The 19,374-nt window shown below is 70.6% G+C and carries 20 protein-coding genes; 5 read left to right on the forward strand and 15 right to left on the reverse strand.

Translation table 11 applies throughout. The annotated features are described in order from the left end of the window. Positions 1-13: 13 nt before the first annotated feature. On the forward strand, positions 14-625 hold the full coding sequence (locus ABD691_RS29595) for a hypothetical protein (RefSeq protein WP_344685326.1): 612 nt from the start codon (positions 14-16) through the stop codon (positions 623-625). A gap of 26 nt (positions 626-651) precedes the next feature. Further along, positions 652-1,314, forward strand: coding sequence for an HD domain-containing protein (locus tag ABD691_RS29600; RefSeq protein WP_344685327.1), 663 nt, complete (start codon positions 652-654; stop codon positions 1,312-1,314). A 308-nt stretch (positions 1,315-1,622) separates the two neighbouring features. On the opposite strand, the gene crcB is transcribed toward ABD691_RS29600, so the two are convergent. From crcB to ABD691_RS29645, 9 genes are all read right to left on the reverse strand, one after another. Further along, positions 1,623-1,997 (reverse strand): fluoride efflux transporter CrcB, encoded by a 375-nt coding sequence (crcB, locus tag ABD691_RS29605; protein WP_344685329.1) that lies wholly within the window; start codon positions 1,995-1,997, stop codon positions 1,623-1,625. Next, positions 1,994-2,335 carry a DUF190 domain-containing protein gene (locus ABD691_RS29610; RefSeq protein WP_344685331.1) on the reverse strand — a complete coding sequence of 114 codons (342 nt, stop codon included), beginning with the start codon at positions 2,333-2,335 and terminating at the stop codon, positions 1,994-1,996. Before ABD691_RS29610 ends, crcB begins: the two co-directional genes overlap by 4 nt. Before the next feature lie 2 nt (positions 2,336-2,337). Further along, on the reverse strand, positions 2,338-2,769 hold the full coding sequence (locus ABD691_RS29615; protein ID WP_344685333.1) for a fluoride efflux transporter FluC: 432 nt from the start codon (positions 2,767-2,769) through the stop codon (positions 2,338-2,340). Further along, positions 2,766-3,539 carry a phosphotransferase gene (locus ABD691_RS29620; RefSeq protein WP_344685335.1) on the reverse strand — a complete coding sequence of 258 codons (774 nt, stop codon included), beginning with the start codon at positions 3,537-3,539 and terminating at the stop codon, positions 2,766-2,768. Before ABD691_RS29620 ends, ABD691_RS29615 begins: the two co-directional genes overlap by 4 nt. Continuing rightward, entirely contained in the window at positions 3,539-4,294 is a 756-nt protein-coding gene (locus ABD691_RS29625) for a MerR family transcriptional regulator (protein WP_344685337.1), read from the reverse strand. The genes ABD691_RS29620 and ABD691_RS29625 overlap by 1 nt, the downstream gene beginning before the upstream one ends. 50 nt (positions 4,295-4,344) lie before the next feature. Next, positions 4,345-5,256: an alpha/beta fold hydrolase gene (locus tag ABD691_RS29630; RefSeq protein WP_344685338.1), complete on the reverse strand. Its 912-nt coding sequence runs from the start codon at positions 5,254-5,256 to the stop codon at positions 4,345-4,347. A gap of 66 nt (positions 5,257-5,322) precedes the next feature. After that, on the reverse strand, positions 5,323-5,901 hold the full coding sequence (locus ABD691_RS29635; RefSeq protein WP_344685340.1) for a TetR/AcrR family transcriptional regulator: 579 nt from the start codon (positions 5,899-5,901) through the stop codon (positions 5,323-5,325). A 45-nt stretch (positions 5,902-5,946) separates the two neighbouring features. Continuing rightward, positions 5,947-6,747 carry an ABC transporter permease gene (locus ABD691_RS29640; protein WP_344685342.1) on the reverse strand — a complete coding sequence of 267 codons (801 nt, stop codon included), beginning with the start codon at positions 6,745-6,747 and terminating at the stop codon, positions 5,947-5,949. After that, the gene (locus ABD691_RS29645) at positions 6,744-7,712 is read right to left on the reverse strand and encodes an ATP-binding cassette domain-containing protein (RefSeq protein WP_344685344.1); all 969 of its coding nucleotides are present in this window, start codon (positions 7,710-7,712) and stop codon (positions 6,744-6,746) included. Before ABD691_RS29645 ends, ABD691_RS29640 begins: the two co-directional genes overlap by 4 nt. A 220-nt stretch (positions 7,713-7,932) precedes the next feature. On the opposite strand from ABD691_RS29645, the gene ABD691_RS29650 reads away from it, so the two are divergent. Next, on the forward strand, positions 7,933-9,774 hold the full coding sequence (locus tag ABD691_RS29650) for an acyl-CoA dehydrogenase (RefSeq protein ID WP_344685346.1): 1,842 nt from the start codon (positions 7,933-7,935) through the stop codon (positions 9,772-9,774). A gap of 105 nt (positions 9,775-9,879) precedes the next feature. On the opposite strand, the gene ABD691_RS29655 is transcribed toward ABD691_RS29650, so the two are convergent. Beyond that, positions 9,880-11,193, reverse strand: coding sequence for an MFS transporter (locus ABD691_RS29655; RefSeq protein ID WP_344685348.1), 1,314 nt, complete (start codon positions 11,191-11,193; stop codon positions 9,880-9,882). Positions 11,194-11,295: 102 nt separating this feature from the next. Between ABD691_RS29655 and ABD691_RS29660 the strand changes: the two genes are divergently transcribed. Beyond that, on the forward strand, positions 11,296-11,979 hold the full coding sequence (locus ABD691_RS29660) for an SDR family oxidoreductase (protein ID WP_344685350.1): 684 nt from the start codon (positions 11,296-11,298) through the stop codon (positions 11,977-11,979). 1,036 nt (positions 11,980-13,015) lie between these two features. Here the strand turns inward: ABD691_RS29660 and ABD691_RS29665 are convergent. From ABD691_RS29665 to ABD691_RS29675, 3 genes are all read right to left on the reverse strand, one after another. Further along, positions 13,016-14,347 carry an amidohydrolase family protein gene (locus tag ABD691_RS29665; protein WP_344685351.1) on the reverse strand — a complete coding sequence of 444 codons (1,332 nt, stop codon included), beginning with the start codon at positions 14,345-14,347 and terminating at the stop codon, positions 13,016-13,018. Between the two features lie 262 nt (positions 14,348-14,609). Then, complete coding sequence (locus ABD691_RS29670) at positions 14,610-15,464, reverse strand: haloalkane dehalogenase (RefSeq protein ID WP_344685352.1); 855 nt, start codon at positions 15,462-15,464, stop codon at positions 14,610-14,612. Positions 15,465-15,493: 29 nt separating this feature from the next. Then, positions 15,494-16,315, reverse strand: coding sequence for an SDR family oxidoreductase (locus ABD691_RS29675; RefSeq protein ID WP_344685353.1), 822 nt, complete (start codon positions 16,313-16,315; stop codon positions 15,494-15,496). Positions 16,316-16,411: 96 nt separating this feature from the next. Here ABD691_RS29675 and ABD691_RS29680 point away from each other — a divergent pair, with 96 nt between their 5' ends. Continuing rightward, entirely contained in the window at positions 16,412-16,789 is a 378-nt protein-coding gene (locus tag ABD691_RS29680; protein WP_344685354.1) for a winged helix-turn-helix transcriptional regulator, read from the forward strand. Positions 16,790-16,909: 120 nt separating this feature from the next. Here ABD691_RS29680 and ABD691_RS29685 read toward each other — a convergent pair whose 3' ends face one another. Further along, the gene (locus ABD691_RS29685) at positions 16,910-17,569 is read right to left on the reverse strand and encodes a response regulator (RefSeq protein ID WP_344685356.1); all 660 of its coding nucleotides are present in this window, start codon (positions 17,567-17,569) and stop codon (positions 16,910-16,912) included. Next, positions 17,566-19,350, reverse strand: coding sequence for a sensor histidine kinase (locus tag ABD691_RS29690; protein ID WP_344685358.1), 1,785 nt, complete (start codon positions 19,348-19,350; stop codon positions 17,566-17,568). The genes ABD691_RS29685 and ABD691_RS29690 overlap by 4 nt, the downstream gene beginning before the upstream one ends. Positions 19,351-19,374: the final 24 nt, after the last annotated feature.

Raw genomic sequence — 19,374 nt, forward strand, 5'->3', positions numbered from 1 at the left:
CTGGAGGTCGAACATGAACCGGACGATCATCACCGGGATCGCCGCCCTGTCACTGGCGGTCCTGCCCTGCGCGACGGCCAACGCCGAGGCGGCGGGCGCCGACTTCGACGGCGACGGCCGCACGGACCCGGTGTCGTTGCAGCAGGTGTCGGAGGACTCGATGCTGCTGCGCGTCGGGCTCGCCGAGGAGTTCGTCGACGCGGAGGTCCCGGGCAACGCCCAGGGGCAGCCGGTGCTGCCGACCGACGTCAACGGCGACGGGTCCGACGAGGTGATGGTGCCGGAGGCGGTCGGCGCGAACACGATCACCTACACGGTGTGGGGCTACTCCGCGGAGCGCGGCCTGCACCCGGTCCGCACCGCCGACGGGCAGCCGCTGCGGCTGTTCGAGGGCGGCGGGGCGCGTGCGGTGTCCAGCTACTCGTGCGGTCCGGCCGACGCCACTCGCGCGCTGGTCAGCGTCAACGCCTACGCGGCCGACGACGAGCTCTACCGGGGCGAACGGGTGACCTACACCGTGCGGGACGGGCTCGCGACCGTGGTCGAGCAGGTCGCGGTAGAGGGCGCGCAGCGCGACGACCCGCGGTTGCAGGCGGACCCGGCGACCTGCGCGCCGCTGGCCTGAAACCGGGTTGATCGGCGGAGCGGCCGGTGCCAGAGTCGGCGCACGTGACCGAGGAGAAGACGCTCAGCGAGAGCAACCCGTTCCCCGACTCGATCCCCGAGCGCCTGCGGGCGCAGTGGAACTTCCTGATCGAGGTGGACAAGCTCAAGACCGTGCTGCGGCAGTCGCCACTGGCGGCGGTCGAGCGCCGGGAGAACGACGCCGAGCACTCCTGGCACCTAGCGCTGATGGTGCCGGTCCTCGCCGAGTACGCGGACGAACCAATCGACATCGGCCGCACGATCCAGCTTGTAGTGGTGCACGACCTGATCGAGATCTACGCGGGGGACACGCCGCTGTACGACGCCGAAGCCGGTCGCGACCAGGAAGCGCGAGAACGCGCCGCCGCCGACCGGCTCTTCCCGCTGCTGCCCGACGACCAAGCCACGCACTTCCGCGAACTGTGGGACGAGTTCGAGCAGCGCCGGACGCCGGAGGCGCGCTTCGCCAAGGCCATGGACCGGCTGCAGCCGTTCCTGCTCAACTGGATGGCCCGCGGCGGGACCTGGCAGGCACCGGGCGTCACCGCCGACGACGTGCGCAGGCGCAAGTCGGTCATCGGGGACGCTTCGGGGGCGCTGTGGGAGGCCGCTTCGGAGCTGATCGCCGAAGGCGAGCGGCGAGGCTGGATGCGGCCGGGGCAGGGGTGACCCGGCGGAGAAGTCCCCGCCTACAAGGGCGGGGTTGAAGTCTCCCCGCACAAAGGGCGGGGTTTGGTTCTCATCCCGTCGACCTGGCGCCAGCCCGATCAGACCGTGTCAAGGGGGCACCGACAAGAAAACCGCAGCGTGCCAACACAAACCGCCCCCTTGACGCGGTCTGATAGCCCTCCGTGGAGGTCGACGGGATGAGAACCACCCCAACCGAACCGCAGCCGGACCGCCGAGACTCATCCCGGAGACCTGCCGGGGGCCCGGGGTCGGCGAGAGCCCCGGAAACCACCCACCCCAACCGAACCTCAAGACCAAACACCCGCCGCAAACACCACGCCCAACACCCCGGCCCCCACGCCCGCCAGAACCGTCGCGACCACGTTGACCACCGAGTACCAACGCGCGCCCTCGAAGAACAGCCGGACGGTCTCGTAGCCGAAGGTGCTGTAGGTCGTCAGTGCCCCGCAGAACCCGACGCCGACCAGCGTCTGCACCACCGGCCAGGACACGCCGAACAACGCCGTACCGGTCAGGAAACCCAGGATCAGTGACCCGATCACGTTGACCGTCATGGTGCCCCACGGGAACGCGGTGTCGTGCCTGCCCTGCACCCAGCGGTCGACGGAGAACCGCACGCACGCCCCGATCGCGCCGCCCAGGGCGACCAGCGCGAAGGTCACCGCGCCTCCCGGCCCGCGTAGCGGATCACCTCGACCTCGTCGAGCAGGACCAGCCCCTCGGCGACCAGTTCGTCCAGCTGCGGCAGGAAGTCCCGCACCCGCTGCTCGTCGTCGACGATCACCACCGCGACCGGCAGGTCCTCGCTCAGCGAGAGGATCCGCGTGGTGTGGATCGCCGACGAAGCGCCGAAGCCCTCCACGCCCCGGAACACCGACGCCCCCGCGAGCCCGGCTCTGCGGGCGCGCAGGACGATCTCGTGGAACAGCGGGCGGTGCTCGTAGGTGTCGGCCTCACCGACGATCGCGGTGAGCCGCAGTGCCTGACCGCTCAGGCGCATCGTCATCTCCTCCTGGTGCACAGCCGCGCGAGCGCCACTCCGGCCACCACCGCCGCCAGCGCCACCAGCACCGTGCCCAGCAGGTACGCCAGCGCGAGGCCGGGGCGGTGGCCGGCGACCAGGCGGATCGCGTCGGCGACGTAGGTCGAGAACGTGGTGAAGCCGCCCAGCACGCCGACGCCGAGGAACGGCCGCACCAGCCGGTGGGTGCTCACGACCTCGGTGATGACGTGCATCAGCACCCCGATCGCGACGCAGCCGACCGCGTTGACCAGCAGCGTCGACCACGGCCCCGGCCACAGCAGCGACGCGCCGTGGCGCAGCAGCGAGCCGATCGAGCCGCCCACCGCGACCGCGCCCAGCAGATCCCACGGGACGCGGGCGCGCCGCCTGGGGCGCGCCTCCGCCGGAAAGGCCGTCCGCTGCTCCGTCATGCCCCCTCGACCGCCGCTCGGGTCCGGATCCACGCCGTCGCCTGCAGCTCGCGCAGCCGCAGGAACGGCTCCAAGCCCACATCATCCCTGCCGTAGGAGGCGAGCGCCGCAACGCCGTCGAGGCGCTTCGTGCCGCGCAGGACCGCCAAGTCCCACTCGACCGGCGCGCGGCAGCACTCCTCCAGGTCGGTCCAGACCCAGTCGCCACCGCTGAGCACCAGGTTCCTCGGGTGGGCGTCGCCGTGCACGGTCTGCGCGGGACCCGCCAACTCGGGCACGATCCGCTCCAGTTCCCGGCCTGCCGCCAGGTCTTCCCGGGTCGCGAAGCCGCTGCGCAGGAAGGCTTCGACATCGCCGATCGGGACGTCCAGCGGCGGGGTCGCGAGCGGGAAGCCGGCCAGGGCCTCGTGCAACTTCCGCAGGCGGCTGCCGAACTCCTCGGCGCCGGGCAGCCGCTCGGCGACCGCGGGCAGCGGCTCCCAGAAGCTCATCCAGAATCCCTCGCCATGGTGCGGGCCGGGCGGGATCTCCGCGCTCGGCCGCACCGCGGCGACACCGCTCCTGGCGAGAAACGCCGCGACCGCAAGCTCCCTGCCCACAAGCCCGTCCACATTGGACCGCAACACCGCCGGAACCACCACGACGCGAGCTACGACGGGCGCCGGGTCCAAGCGCACGATCACGTTGTAGCCGCTGGCCAGAACGACCGGCTCGCCAACAACGGCGCCGTGCGCCCGCGCGACCCGGGCCGCCGCGCGCACCGCGGACATCAGGCTCCCGCGCGCGACGCGTTCGCGGCGATCGCGTCCCGGACGAACTGCGCCAGCCCCGCCGCGATGCCCTCGTAGACCGCGGTGAACCGCTCATCCGCCACGTACATCTCGCCCAGGCCGCGATGGATCTCGTACGTGCAGTCGTAGCACCACTTCGTGATGTGCTGCCGGTGCTCCTCGGCCACGTCCATCGCGCGCTCGTCGTCCGGGGCGACGCCGTCGGCCATCACCTCGGCGAACCGCCGGTGCACGGCGTCCTGGGACGCCATGAACGCCGACCAGTCCTGCTTGGTGAAGCCGCGCATCCGCTCCTGCGACTGCTTGTAGGCGTCGGTGCCGCCCCAGCGGCGCTCGGCCTCCTCGCTGTACTCGTCCGGGTCGAAGTCCCCGAACAGCTCGAACTTCTCCTCCTGGGTCAGGTCGATCCCCATCTCCACCGCCTCCAGTTCGCGTTCCACGGCCGCGAGCATCCGGTCCAGCCGACCCCGCTGCCCGAGCAGCAGCTCCCGCTGCCTGCGCAGGTGGTCGGCCGGATCGCCACCGGCGAGGATGCCCGCGATGTCGTCGAGGACGAAGCCCAGCTCCCGGTAGGCCAGGACGCGGCGCAGCCGGTCCAGGTCCGCGTCGGAGTAGCTGCGGTAGCCCGCCGCTGTCCGACCGCTCGGCACCAGCAGCCCGATCGCGTCGTAGTGGTGCAGCGTCCGCACCGTGACACCGGCGATCCGGGCGGCTTCGCCGACCGAGTAGCCCACTGGCGCTCACCTCCTCGCGACCGAGCCTGCGGCCCGACCCGACGTGAGGGTCAAGCCGCGCCGAAGAACTCCACGATCTCGCGGATCACCGCGTCCGGCTTCTCCTCGGGAACGTAGTGGCCGCTGCCCCGGACTTCGACCACGCGGATGTCGGTTCCCTTGTCCGGACCCATCTGCGCGCGCAGCGCCGGGTAGCTGGACTCGCCGGCCAGCGTCAGGATCGGGATCTCCACCGGGGCGTAGCCGGCCAGCGCGGCGACGTCCTGCCGCATCGTCTGGTACCAGCCGTTGCCGGCGCGGATGGCGTCCGGGGCGTCGTAGGCGTGCGCGTAGATCCGCCGCGCGTCCTCCTCCACGGACGCCTGGTCCAGCAGCATGTGCCCGTACAGCCAGTCGATCAGGTGCCGGAACCGGCCGGCCAGCAGCTGTTCGGGCAGGCCCCGGAGCTGGTTGAACGCGAACCACCACGGGTAGCCGCCGCGCCCCGCCTCCAGCTCCTTCGCCTGCTGGTCGGATCCGGGCAGCATCGTGATGTCCAGCCAGGAGGCGTCCGGGACTCCCAGGTCGATCGTCACCAGCTTCCGCACCGCAGCGGGGTGACCGGCCGCGAGGTGGTAGCCGACCGAGGCCCCGATGTCGTGGCCCGCGACGAACGCGGACTCGTGCCCGAGGTGCCGGATCAGCTCGCGGATGTCCTGCGCCATCGTCGGCTTGTCGTAGCCGGACTCCGGCTTGGCCGACGAGCCCATGCCGCGCAGGTCGACGGCGGTCACCCGGAACCGGGTCGCCAGCTCCGGCAGGACCTTGCGGAACTGCCACCAGGTCTGCGGCCACCCGCCGAGCAGCACCAGCGGCTCGCCGCGCCCGCCGGTGACGTGGTGCAGCCGGGTGCCGTTGACCTCGGCGTGCTCGCTCGTGAAGTCCCCGTCCAGCGACGCGGCCAGTTCGGCATCGGTCTTCATGGCTCTCCTTTTCTTGACCATTCATTCCAGTAATTGGGCATGACGAAGCGCGCAACCACCGACGGATCACTTCAGCAGGGCGATGGCCTGTTCCACGGTGTCTTCGAGGTAGCGCCCGCGGGCCCGCGTCTTGCCGACGACGCGCATGCCCTGGAGCAGGGTCACGAGGAACCGCGCCAGCGCGGCGGGATCCCGGCCCTCCGGCAGGTCACCCTCGGCGCGGGCGCGCATCAGCGCCGAGGTCAGCGCGGTCTCCATCACCGACAGGCTGGACTCGACCTGCCGGCCCGCCTGCTCGTCCGCGGGCAGCTCGACCGCCGTGTTCACCATGAAGCAGCCCTTGAACTCGGCGTCCTCGACCGACATCTCGGCGTAGTGGCGAATCATCCCGCAGACCGCGTCGAACGCCCGGCCGGGCGCGGACAAGTGCTCCACGAACGCCTGCCCGGAGTCCTCGACGTAGCGCCGCAGGGCTTGCAGGTACAGCTCGCGCTTGCCGCCGAAGGCGCCGTAGATGCTGCCCCGGCCGAGCCCGAGGCAGTCGACCAGGTCCTGCATCGAGGTCGCCTCGTAGCCCTGCCGCCAGAACAGGCCCATCGCCCTGCGCAACGCGGCGTCCGGATCGAACTCCTTGGTCCTGCCCACACCGGAAAGCTACCCGATATTGGACCGATCATTCAAGTACTGCGCTCAGCGGCTCGCGACCCGCCGGTACCTGGCGACCGCGAGCGGGACGAACGCGGCGATGATCAGCACGGACACGGCGATCGAGTACAGCACCGCGTGCTGCGACGGCCAGCTGTCCGGAAGCCCGCCGTCCGGCCGCAGCGGGTTGCCGAACAGTTCGCGCAGCGCGTCCGCCGACACCGTGATCGGGTTCCACTCGGCGAAGGCGCGCAGCGGCCCGGGCATGTTCTCGGCGGAGACGAACACCGACGAGATGAAGGTGACCGGGAACAGCCACATCAGGCCCGCGCTCTGCGCCACCTCGACACTGCGCGCGACCAGGCCGATGAAGGCGCCGACCCACGACATCGCGAAGCTGAAGAGCAGCAGCACGAAGAACCCCAGCGCCGCGTCGGCGACGCTGCCCCGGATCCGCCAGCCGACGATCAGCCCGCACAGCGACATGATCACCACGGTGAGCACGGTGACCGCCAGGTCCGAGGTGGTGCGGCCGAGCAGCACCGCCAGCCGCGACATCGGCAGCGACCGGAACCGGTCCACGATGCCCTTCTGCAGGTCGTTGGCCAGCCCGATCACGGTGAAGGCCGAGTTGAACGCGACGGTCTGCACGAAGATCCCCGGAAGCAGGAACTCCCGGTACTCGGCGCCGCCCAGGCTGCCGCCGAAGACGTAGGCGAACAGCAGCACGAACATGATCGGCTGCACGGTGCCGGACAGCAGCCAGTCCGGATTCCGCTTGATGTTCACCAGGTTCCGCCACGCGACGACGCTGCTGTCGCGCAGGCTCGCTGCCAGTGCGGTCACGCCAGTCCACCCCGTTCTTCCTCTTCGGCCGGACGACCGGTCAGCGCCAGGAACGCGTCGTCGAGGGTCGGCCGGTGCAGCGCCACGTCCTGCACGACCACGTCCTGCGCGTCCAGCCTGCGCAGCGCCTCCACCAGGGCCTTCGGCCCGGCGTCCACGGCGACCTGGACGCGCCGCACCGCGGTCTCGACCTTCGGCTCGCCGGAGCCGACCTCGGCCAGCACCCGCGCGACCACCGGGAGCTCGTCGGCGTTCTGCGCGACCAGCTCCAGCCGCTCCCCGCCGACCTGCGTCTTGAGCTCGTCGGCGGTGCCGCGCGCGATCACCCTGCCGTGGTCGATGACGGCGATGCTGTCCGCGAGCTGGTCGGCCTCTTCGAGGTACTGGGTGGTCAGCAGCACCGTGGTGCCGTCGCCGACGAGCTCGCCGATCACCGCCCAGGTGTCCATCCGGCCGCGCGGGTCGAGCCCGGTGGTCGGCTCGTCGAGCACCACCACCGGCGGCGCGGCGACCAGCGCGCCAGCCAGGTCCAGCCGTCTGCGCATCCCGCCCGAGTAGCCCTTGGACGGCCGGTCGGCGGCGTCGGCCAGGTTGAACCGGTCGAGCAGTTCGCGGGCCCGCGAACCCGCCTTCGACCGCGGCATGCCGTAGAGCCTGCCGACCATGTAGAGGTTCTCGTAGGCGGTCAGGTTCTCGTCCACCGCCGCGTACTGGCCGGACAACCCGATCGAGCGGCGGACCGCGTCGGGCTCGGCGAACACGTCGTGGCCCGCGACGAACGCGCGGCCCGAGTCCGGGCGCAGCAGCGTCGTCAGGATGCGGACGGTGGTGGTCTTGCCCGCGCCGTTGGGGCCGAGCAGCCCGAGCACCTCGCCCGCCGGGATCTCCAGGTCGACGCCGTCCAGCGCGCGGGTCGACCCGAACGTCTTGACCAGCGCTTCGGCGCGCACCGCGATCGAGCTCATCGGGACCCCCGGATGCCGTTCACCACGTGCAGCCGACTCTAAGACCGATCCCCGACACGCCGCGCCTCAATTCCCGCTCAAAACGGGTGGTGCCGCCTTCGCCACAGCACCTTGGCAGAAGTTACTGCCAGGTAATACCCTCTTGTTACCGATGAGTAAGGGCATGGCGTCCGGGGAGCCGGTCTCGCCCGCTCCAAGAGCGCATCAAGGGAGCCTCCGCATGGGCCACTACAAGAGCAACGTCCGCGACCTCGAATTCAACCTGTTCGAGCTGTTCAGGGTCCAGGACCGGCTGGGCACCGGTGCCTTCGCGCAGTCCGACGAGGACACCGTGCGCGGAGTGCTCGGCGAGCTCAACGCGCTGGCCACCGGCCCGCTGGCCGACTCCTTCGAAGAGGGCGACCGCAACCCCGCGCAGTTCGACCCCAAGACCCACTCGGTGACGCTGCCCGAGGCGTTCAAGAAGTCCTACCAGCAGGTCATCGACGGCGAGTGGTGGCGGATCGGGCTGCCGGACGAGCTCGGCGGCTACGGCATCCCGCCGTCGGTGGTGTGGTCGGCGGCCGAGCTGATCCTGGGCTCCAACCCTGCGATCTACATGTACATGGCGGGCCCGAACTTCGCGACGATCCTCTGGAACAACGGCACCGACGAGCAGCGCGAGTGGGCCAAGCTGATGATCGACCGCGGCTGGGGCGCCACGATGGTGCTGACCGAGCCGGACGCGGGCTCCGACGTCGGCGCGGGCCGCACCAAGGCGATCAAGCAGGCCGACGGCACCTGGCACATCGACGGCGTGAAGCGGTTCATCACCTCCGCCGACCAGGACATGACCGAGAACATCATGCACCTGGTGCTGGCCCGCCCCGAGGGCGAAGGCGTGGAGACCAAGCCGGGCACCAAGGGCCTGAGCCTGTTCCTGGTGCCGAAGTTCCACTTCGACCCCAAGACCGGTGAGCCGGGCGAGCGCAACGGCGCCTTCGTCACCAACGTCGAGCACAAGATGGGCCTGAACGCGTCGGCCACCTGCGAGCTGACCTTCGGCCAGCACGGCACCCCGGCCAAGGGCTGGCTGCTCGGCGACGTGCACGACGGCATCGCGCAGATGTTCCAGGTCATCGAGTACGCGCGGATGATGGTCGGCACCAAGGCCATCGGCACCCTGTCCACCGGCTACCTCAACGCGCTGGACTACGCCAAGGAGCGCGTGCAGGGCGCCGACCTGCCCCGGGCCGCGGACAAGACCGCCCCGCGGGTCACGATCACCAACCACCCGGACGTGCGCCGCATCCTGATGCTGCAGAAGGCCTACGCCGAGGGCCTGCGCGCGGTGTACCTGCTCACCGGCACCTACCAGGACCAGATCGCCCAGGGCAAGGCCGCGGGCGAGGACGTCGCGCTCGCCGAGGCGGTCAACGACCTGCTGCTGCCGATCGTCAAGGGCGTTGGCTCCGAGCGGGCCTACGAGATGCTGGCGCTGTCGCTGCAGACCCTGGGCGGCTCCGGCTACCTGCAGGACTACCCGATCGAGCAGTACATCCGGGACGCCAAGATCGACAGCCTGTACGAGGGCACCACCGCGATCCAGGCGCAGGACTTCTTCTTCCGCAAGATCGTCAAGAACAACGGCCAGGCGCTGGGCCACCTCGCCGGTGAGATCCAGAAGTCGCTGCAGGCCGAGAACGCCGACGAGCGGCTGAAGGAGGAGCGCGCGCTGGTCGCCGCCGCGCTGGAGGACGCGCAGGGTCTGCTCGGCGCGGTCTTCGGCTTCCTGACCTCGGCGCAGGACGACGTGCGCAACATCTACAAGGTCGGCCAGCACGCGGTGACGCTGCTGCTGAGCATGGGCGACCTGCTGGTCGGCTGGCTGCTGCTGCGCCAGGCCGAGGTCGCGCACGCCGCGCTGGACGCGGGCGCGGGCAAGGACGAGGCGTTCTACAAGGGCAAGATCGCGGCGGCCCGGTTCTTCGCCAAGAACGTGCTGCCGGAGCTGAAGTCCCGTCGCAAGATCGTCGAGGCGGCGGACAACTCGCTGATGGACCTGGACGAGTCGGTGTTCTGATCCCAGCGGTGTGCTGACCGCGCCCCCCGGTATCGACCGGGGGGCGCGGTCGTTTTCAGCCTCGATTCGGGGTGGCCCGGTTTCTGCCGGGGGCACCGTCGTGTGTCAGCCCCGCTTCGGGGCGGCCCGCAGGAAGATCACCAGCATGGCCGCGGCGACCATCACGACACCGACCACCCACAGACCCGCGCGCTGCGAACCGGTCACGTCGCGCAGCGCGCCGGTGATGTAGGGCGCGGCGAAACCGCTGACGTTGCCGAGGGAGTTGATGAGCGCGATGCCGCCGGCAGCGGCGGCGCCGGACAGGAAGTTGCTGGGCAGCGCCCAGAACGTGGGCAGCGCGGCGCACACCCCGACGGCGCAGAAGGTCACCGCGAGCATCGCGGCGTAGGGGTTGCCGAGGTAGAGCGCGACCGGGATGCTCACGCCGCCCAGCAGCATCGGCAGCGCGACGTGCCACACCCGCTCGCGGGTGCGGTCGCCGTGCGAAGCCCAGACCACCATCGCCACCGCGCCGATCGCGTAGGGAAGCGCGGTGACCAGTCCGGACTCCACAGTGGACAGATCGGTGCCGTACTGCTGCTCGAAGCCGGCGATGATGGTCGGCAGGAAGAAGCCGAGCGCGTAGAGCCCGTAGGCGATGCCGAAGTAGACGAACGCCAGCGCCAGGATCCGCGGGTGCGTCAGCGCCTTGCGCAGCGGCCAGTGGTGCTTGGCCTCGGTCTCGCGCTGCTCCTCGGCGAGCTTGCCCGCCAGCCACTCGCGCTCCTCGGCGGCGAGCCACTTCGCCTGCTCGGGGCGGTCGGTCAGGTAGAACCAGGTGACCGCGGCCAGCAGGATCGCGGGCACGCCCTCGACGAGGAACATGAACCGCCAGCCGGACAGGCCGAACACGCCGTGCCCGCCGCTGATCAGCACGCTGGACACGGTCGCGCCGATGGCGCTGGAGATCGGCACCGCGGCCATGAACAGCGCGACCGCCTTCGCCCGCTGCGCGGCCGGGAACCAGAAGGTGAGGTAGAGGATGATGCCGGGGAAGAACCCCGCCTCGGCCACGCCGAGCAGGAACCGCAGCACGACCAGGGTCGTCGCGTTGGGCACGAAAGCCATGACCGTGGCCACGACGCCCCAGGTGATCATGATCCGGGCGAGCCACTTGCGCGCGCCGAAGCGGTGCAGCGCCAGGTTGCTCGGCACCTCCAGCACGAGATAGCCGATGAAGAAGATGCCGGAGGCGAAGCCGAAGACGGTCGCGGTGAGCCCCAGCTCCTGGTTCATGCCGTTCGGCCCGGCGAAGCCGATGTTGACCCGGTCGAGGTAGTTGACGAAGTAGAGCAGGCAGAGGAAGGGCATGAGCCGGACGGCGACCTTGCGCAGGACGCGCTTCTCCAGCTGTGCGGCGACGTTGGCGCTGTTCACCGGGAAGTACTAGGCAGACGGGGCGGCCGGGGTCAAGTGCTCGACCACTGGATGGGACGGCCGGTCGAAGCGAGCGGGGTGCCCGCGACTACCGTTCCGGGCATGCCTGCAAGACCGATCGCCCTGGTCACCGGTGCCTCCCGCGGCATCGGTGCCGCGGTGGCCCGAGACCTGTCCGACACGCACGACCTGCTGTTGGGCGGGCGCGACGCCGCCGCGCTGGAAACCCTCACCGACGAACTGCCCGGTGCACGCCCGTGGACGGTGGAGCTGACCGACCACGAAGCGGTGGCGGCAGCCGTGGCCGACATCGACCGCCTGGACGTGCTCGTGCACTCGGCGGGCCTGGTCGAGCTCGCCCCGCTCGCCGACGCGCCTTCGGACTCCTGGCGCCGCACGTTCGAGCTGAACCTGTTCGCGGTCACGGAACTCACCCGCCTGCTGCTGCCCGCACTGCGCGCGGCGGAAGGTCACGTGGTGCTGGTCAACTCCGGGGCCGGCCTGTCCGCCCGCCCGAACTGGGGTTCCTACGCCGCGAGCAAGTTCGCACTGCGCGCCTTCGCCGACGTGCTGCGCGCGGAGGAGGCCGCCAACGGAGTGCGGGTGACGTCGGTGTTCCCCGGCCGCACCGCGACCGACATGCAGCGCGAGGTCCGCGCGAGCGAGGGCGGCGAGTACCAGCCGGAGAACTACCTGCGACCGGAGTCGGTGTCCGCACCGATCGTGTCCGCCGTGCGCGCTTCTCGCGACGCACACTTGACCGAGATCGTCATCCGGCCTTCTTAGGGGGTCGGTTGGCGGGCGGGGTCGGTTGGCGGGGTCGGTGGTCGCCGGGGTCGGTGGTCGACACGCCCCGGCGAGTCGGGTGGTCGACACGCCCCGGCGAGTCGTCGGACTGGTCAACACGGCTCGGCGAGTCGGGAGTCCCGACACGGCTCGGCGAGTTGGGAGTCCCGACACGCCCACGTGAGTCGGGTAGCCGACACGCCGAGGCGAGTCGGGGTGGTCGATGTGGTCCCGGCGAGTCAGTGCGCTCGACATACCCCGGCGAGTCGGGGCCCCGGACACGCCCTGGCAAGTCGGGTTTCCCGCCCCTGGCAAGTCGAGCTTCCCGCCCCTCGGCGAGTCTGAGTACCCGAAAGGCCTCGGTGAGTCGGTCGGCCGACACGCCCGGCAAGTCGAGGTGCCGGACACTCCCCGGTGAGTCGGAGTACCGACACGCCTCCGCGAGTCGTGGGTGCCCAACGCATCTCGGCAAGTCCCGGTGCTCGACACTCCCTGGTGAGTCGACGCGCACGGCAAGTCCCGGTGTGTCGAGGTGCCGGACACTCCCCGGTGAGTCGGAGTACCGACACGCACCCGCGAGTCGAGAGTGCCAGGCAGGCCGTGTGAGTCGGGATACCCGACACGACCACGTGAGTCGGGGTGCCCGACGTACGCCCGCGAGTTGGGTGCCCGGCATTTGCCGGTGAGTCGTGTGCCCGACACGCCGCAGTGGGTCGAGCTGCCCGACACGCCGGGGTGGAGCTGCCCGACACGCGCAGTGGGTCGGGCTGCCCCACAACGCCGCGGTGAGTCGAGCTGCCCACACGCCGTGGTGGGTCGGGCAGCCCGACATGCCCTGGTGCGTCGGGTTGCCAGGCACTCCCCGGCGAGGTCGGGTTGCAAGGCAATTCCCCTGTAAGTCGGGCTACCAGACATTCCACGGCGAGTCGGGCTGTCCGACACGCCGCTGTGAGTCGGACAACCCGGCATGCCCCGGCGAGCCGCGGGGCGAGTCGCGGGCAAGTGCAGCCCGAAGAGACCTGCTCGCCGGGCGAGCTCAGCCGCGGACGTGGGTCGCGGCGGTGCGGGCCGCGGCCTGGACGTGCCTGCGGTCGACTCGGGTGGGTTCGCGGTCGTGGAGGACTTCCTCGCCCGCCACCCAGACGTCGCGGACGCAGCGGGAGCCGGAGGCCCAGACGATGTTGGCGAGGACCTGGTCGTCCGGGGCGTCGAGGCCGGTGGCGAACGCCGGGTTGTCCACGTCGAGGTGGACGATGTCGGCCCAGCGGCCCGGTTCGAGCGAGCCGATGTCGTCGCGGTGGAGGGCCGCGGCGCCGCCGCGGGTGGCGGCCAGCAGTGCTGCGCCCGCGCTCAGCGCGGTGGCGTCGCCGGTGCTGGTGCGGGCGAACAACCCCGCCAGCTGGACCTCCTCCCACAGGTCGAGGTCGTCGTTGGCGGCGGGGCCGTCGGTGCCGAGTCCGACCGGAACGCCCGCGGCCAGCAGGTCGACCAGCCGTGCCGTGCCGGACGCGAGTTTGGCGTTGGAGCCCGGGCAGTGCGCGACACCGACCTGCTTGCGGGCGAACAGCGCCAGATCGTCGTCGCTGAGGTGGACGCCGTGCGCGGCGAGCACCCGACCCTCGAGCAGCCCGACCTTCTCCATCAGCGCGGGCACCGAACCGAAGCTCTCCCGCTGGGCGACGTCCTCCTGCAGGGTCTCGGCGACGTGGATGTGGACCAGCGCGCCACGCTGCTGCGCGGCCTCGGCGATGGTCTGCAGTGCCTCCGGCGGCAGCGTGTACGCCGAGTGCGGACCGTAGGCCAGCTCCACGCGGTCACCGGGGCCGAACCTCAAACCATCGGCGTCGATCCACCGGCTGATCCCGTCGACCATGCCCTGCCAGCTGCCGAGTCCGCCGAGCTCGGGAGTGTCGATGACCGCGGGCGCCACCACCAGCCGGGAGCCGACCGCCAGCGCGCCCTCGGCCACGGACTCGCCGGAGAAGTACATCTCGGCGCTGGTCGTCACGCCCGCGCGCAGCATCTCCACGCAGCCCAGCTCCATGCCAGCGCGCACGTCGGAGCGGCGCAGCCGCGCTTCGGCGGGCCAGATGACGTCGCGGAGCCACGGCAGCAACGGCAGATCGCTGCCCATGCCGCGCAGCAGCGTCATCGGGCTGTGCGCGTGCGCGTTGATCAGCCCGGGGAGCAGCACTCCGCTGCACTCCCGCACCTGCGCGTCGGCCGGACGGGCCGGCGCATCGGCCTGGGGACCGCAGTAGAGGATGCGGCCGTCCTCGTCGATGTCCACGACCGCGTCCCGGATCATCGAGCAGTTCGGGTCGCAGGGCAGCACCAGCGGGGCGTGGAGGCGAAAGGCGATCGGCATGCCCCGCATTCTGCCGGACCCGTCACACGCCGAACGCACTCGCGGACAGCCACATGGTGGCTCCTGCCGCGACCACGAACGCGAGGATCAGGACGAGGGCGATGAGGTCGGAGGGACGGTCGAGAACTCGTGGTGGCATAACTCCAGGATCGGCTTCGGCGGTCGGGTTCACCTCGGCTGATGGGCCGATGGACCTCGTCCGATAGGCCAGGACCGACCAGTCCGTTCGGCCAAGGCGAAACCCTTGCCGCCAGTCCCCCGCCTAGGTCCGCAGACCGTGCCTGTCCAGCCAGGACGCGATGGTCGTGCCGATCGCCTCGGGCTGGTCCTCCGGGGTGTGGTGTCCGGCGACCACCTCGTGGTGGACGATCTCCAGCCCGGCGATGTTGGCCGCGCACCAATCGATGAGCTCCGGGCCCAGCATCGTTCCCGGCCCGGGTTCGAAGGTGAGCATCAGCTTCGGCACCTCGGGGCTGGCGGCCAGCCACTCGTCGTAGCGGCTCACCCTGGCGACCACGTCGGCGGGCTCCCCGCCCAGCGGCATCATGCGCGCCCACCGCAGCAGCGGAAGCCGGCTCTCGCGCGTGGGGTACGGCCTGCGGTAGACGTCGAGGTCCGCCTCGCTGATCGGACGCGCCACGGTGCCCGGCAGACCGTCGATGAACGCGTCCGCCACCGCTTCACCGATCCCGGGGGTCTTGATCGAGCGGAACAGTTCCCGGCCGCCTTCGGGGAATTCCTGCCAGGACATGGGTTTCACGATCGCCTCCGTGAACGCGATGCCCCGCACCCGCCCGGGATGGCGGGCGGCCAGGTCGAAGGCGAGCGCGCCGCCCCAGTCGTGCCCGACCAGGACGACGTCGTCGAGGCCGAGCGCTTCGAACCACGCGTCCAGGTAACGGGAATGATCGTCGAAGGTGTGGGCGATGTCGGGTTTGCCGGAGTCGCCCATGCCGATCAGGTCCGGCGCCAGCAGCCGGCCTGGGCCGCCGACGGCGGGCAGGACGTTTCGCCACAGGTGCGACGACGTCGGGTTGCCGTGCAGGAAGACGATCGGCACTCCGGTGCCGGTTTCGCGGTGGGAGATGGTCGAGTCGAGGACGTGCGTGACTGGCATGACCGGCTTTCGGTTGAGGTGGAAGGAAATCAGCGGAAGGCTGCGGCGTTGCGCGCCGCCCACTCGGCGAAGGCCCGGGGCGGGCGGCCCAGAACGCGCTCGACGTCGGGGCTCACGCGCTGCTCGGCGGGCGACGGCGTGCCGAGGATGTCGAGGGTGGTTTCGGCGACCGGTTCTGGCATGAACTGCAGGAGTCCCGCCCGCGCCTCCTCGCGGCCCTGCTCGACGAACTGCACCGGTTCGCCCAGCACGTCGCTGATCACCGCCACCTGCTCGCGCGGCGAGATCCGCGCCGGGCCGGTCAGCTCGTAGGTGTTGCCGACGTGCCCGGTTCCGCGCAGTGCGGCGGCCGCGACGTCGGCGATGTCGGCCGGATCGACGACCGGCAGCGCGACGTCCCCGAACGGCGCGGCGACCATCCGCTGCTCGCGGACCATTCCCGACCACATCAAGGCGTTCGAGCCGAAGCCACCCGGCCGCAGCATCGTCCACTCCAGACCCGACTGCTTGACGGCGTTCTCCAGTTCCGGCGGGTGCCGTCGAGTCCCGACGCCTTGGGAGGAGAGGAAGACGACCCGGCTGAGCCCAGCGGCCCGTGCGGTATCGAGGACGCCAGTCACGTCGCCTGCCGACAGATTGCCGGTGACCAGCAGGAACAACGCCTCTGCTCCGTCGAACGCGGGCTTGAGGTTCGCCGGATCAGCCAGATCGGCCTGCTGGTGTCGCACCTGCGTCGGAAGGTCGCGAGGCCCCGCGCCGCGCGACACCGCCGTGACCTGCTCTCCAGCTGCGGCCAACGCCTGCACGAGCGGTCGACCGACGTTCCCGGTCGCTCCTGCCACCACGATCATGATCACTCCCGTTCCGAGTTCCTAACGACTCGGAGGAAGCTACCTTCGTGGATATAGTAGGTACCTAGAGGAAAGTATTGGAAACAGGGGCGTTTTATGGCTGAAAACACAGCGGGCAGCACGGTTCGCGACCCGGAGCAAGCGTGCCCGATCGCCCCGGTGGTCGACATCGTCTTCAGCCGCTGGACCACGCCGATCCTCTGGGCGCTGCACGAGTTCGGGCGGCAGCGGTTCGTGGAACTGGAACGCAGGATCACCTCGATCACGCCCAAAGTGCTGACGCAGCGCCTCCGGCAACTGGAACGCGACGGGCTCGTGGTGCGCACCTATCACGCCGAGGTTCCGCCGCGGGTGGAGTACGAGATCAGCGAGCTGGGGCGGAGCCTCGCACCGCTGTTCGCGACGCTCGCCGAGTGGGCGAGCGACAACCTGAGCAAGGTCGATCAGGCTCGGCGGGACTACGACGCCGGGTGAGCCGCGGGAAGGGTGCAGCTCCGACGCCGGCTGATCGGATGAGCTGCCGGGTACGGCAGCCGCATGGGGAGCCGGAAGCGACGCCGGGTCTGGCGTGTGGAGTGTCCGGCGGAGCGTCGCCTACTCGTCCATGAGGCCGCTGCGCCAAGCCCAAGCCGCGGTCTCCACCCGGTTGCGAGCGTTGATCTTGGACTGGGCCGCGGCCAGGTGGGTCTTCACCGTCGACAGGGACATGAACAGCTCCTGGCCGATCTCGGTGTTGGTCAGCCCCTTCGCGGTCGCGCGGACCACGTCGAGCTCGCGTTCGGTCAGTCCTTCCTTCGGCTGCGCGACCTTCGGGCGGACCTTCTCCTTCGGCTGCGAGAAGTGCTTGAGCAGCCGGACGGTGATCTGCGGCGAGACCAGCGCGTCGCCGCGGACCGCGGCGTGGATCGCCTCGATCAGCAGGGCTGGACCCGCGTCCTTGAGCAGGAACCCGCTCGCGCCGTAGGCCAGCGCCTGCTCGACGTACTCGTCCAGGTCGAAGGTGGTCACCACGACCACCTTGATCGGATCGGTCACGTCGGGGCCCGCCAGCTGCTTGGTCGCCTCCAGTCCGGTGATGCCGGGCATCCGGATGTCCATCAGGCAGACGTCCGGTCGCTTCTCGCGGGCCTCCCGGACCGCGTCGATCCCGTTGGCGACATCGGCGACCACCTCGATGCCGTCCTGCGACTCCAGGATCATCCGGAAACCGGCCCGCACCATCTCCTGATCGTCGGCGATCAGCACCCGGATCATCGAGAGTCCTCCTGCTCGTTCTGCTCACCAAGCGGCAACCACGCTTCGACCCGCCAGCCGACGTGGTCACCTGGGCCGGCGTTGAACCGGCCACCGAGCAGCTCCACCCGCTCGCGCATGCCCACCAAACCGTATCCGCCCGATCCGCCGACCGGACGAGCATGGCTGCCCGAGCCGTCGTCGGTGACCCTGGTGCGCAGGTGGGTGCGCGAGACGTCGACGTCGATCTCGATCTGGGACACGTCGAAGGCGTGCTTGCGGGAGTTGGTCAGCGACTCCTGCACCACCCGCAGCGCCGATCTCGCCACCTCCTGCGGGATCTGCCTGCCGATGTCGACCCGCAGGTTGATGTTGGGGGCGGCCTCGGTGTCGGCGCCATGGCGGCGCGCACCCTCGATCAGGGCGGCGAGGTCGGCCTCGAGGTTGGTGGTCGCCTGCTCGGTGGCTTTCGACGCTCCTGCCGGCTCGGCGCCGCGCATGCTCGCGACCAGCCGCCGCATCGCGGTCAGCGCCTCGGTGCCGCTGTCGGCGATGCGGGCGAGCGCGTCCGTCGCGGCCTGCGGGTTCTTCTCCGCGACCATCTGCGCCGCCTGCGCCTGCACCACGATCCCGGTGACGTGGTGCGCGACGACGTCGTGCAGCTCGCGGGCCAGCGCCATCCGCTCCGCCTGCTGGGCACTGCTGACCGCCGTCTCCACCGTCCTGGCCCGCTCGTTGTCCCTGGCCCGGAAGTAGACGCCGGTGCCCACCGCGAGGACCAGGAGCAGACCGCCCATGAACAGGAAGGTCAGCGCGTCGCTCGGCCAGTCGTAGTTCTCGTCCCCCGGCGTGACGGTCATCGCGAACAGCGCCGACACGACGAGCGCCGCTCCGCTCCACACCGCCTTGCGCGGTGGCGCGTACCGGGTCGAGAAGGCGAGCAGGATCATCCCGGCGGCGATCACGGTCGGCCGGATCGGTCCGAGCAGGAGGGTGTCCGACTGGGCGCCGATCAGCCGCATGGTCACAGCCATCAGCGCCACCGCGGCGGCCCCGAGCATCGGTGCCTCGACCGGTCGCGTTGGGGCGAGCACCGCGAGCACGGACAGCACGCCCCCGCCGAGCAGGACGACCACCGCCGGGAGGACCGCGCCCATGCTGATCAGGTCCAGGAACAGGAACACGAACAGGACCGCGATCACCGGCCACTGCCTGCGGACGAGCGCCTGGAGCGGGGTGTCGTCGGACCGCGGCTGGGTGCCCCGCAGGTACAGGCCGGTGCCGATGGCCAGCACCAGTTCGAGGAACCCCGCACCTATCGCGCGGGAGATCTCCTCCGGGGCGATCACGAGCGAGGAACCGGTGCGCAGGTGGATCGAGCCCAGGCAGGACAGCACCAGCAGGGCCGTCACCGGGATCGCGTAGCGCTTGCGGGTCCGCCAGAACGCCGTGAGCACCAACGCGACACCCGCGATGTTCTCGGTCAGCAGGATCGCGGCGAGCCCGAACGAGTACGGGTCGAAGTGGATCAGGTGGATCAGCGCGCTGTTGGCCGCCAGCACGAAGGCACCCGCGAACCCGCACAGCACCGGCCACCGCCGGGCGAGCAGCGCGAGCACGGCCATCACCACGAGACCGGGGTAGACGAGCAGGGAACGGGCACCGCTGTCGACGAGCAGCAGCAGCTCGCCGAGCAGGACCGTGCCCAGCGCAGCCGCGAAGATCCACTGCTCGCGCAGCAAGGTGCGCAGCCGCCGGACGATGCCCGGGGCTGACGACGGGGTCTTCGCGGAAATGCTCACCCCGAAACCGTATCGAGGCCGAAC

This window comes from Saccharopolyspora taberi (assembly GCF_039534165.1).
GTDB classification, from domain to species: domain Bacteria; phylum Actinomycetota; class Actinomycetes; order Mycobacteriales; family Pseudonocardiaceae; genus Saccharopolyspora_D; species Saccharopolyspora_D taberi.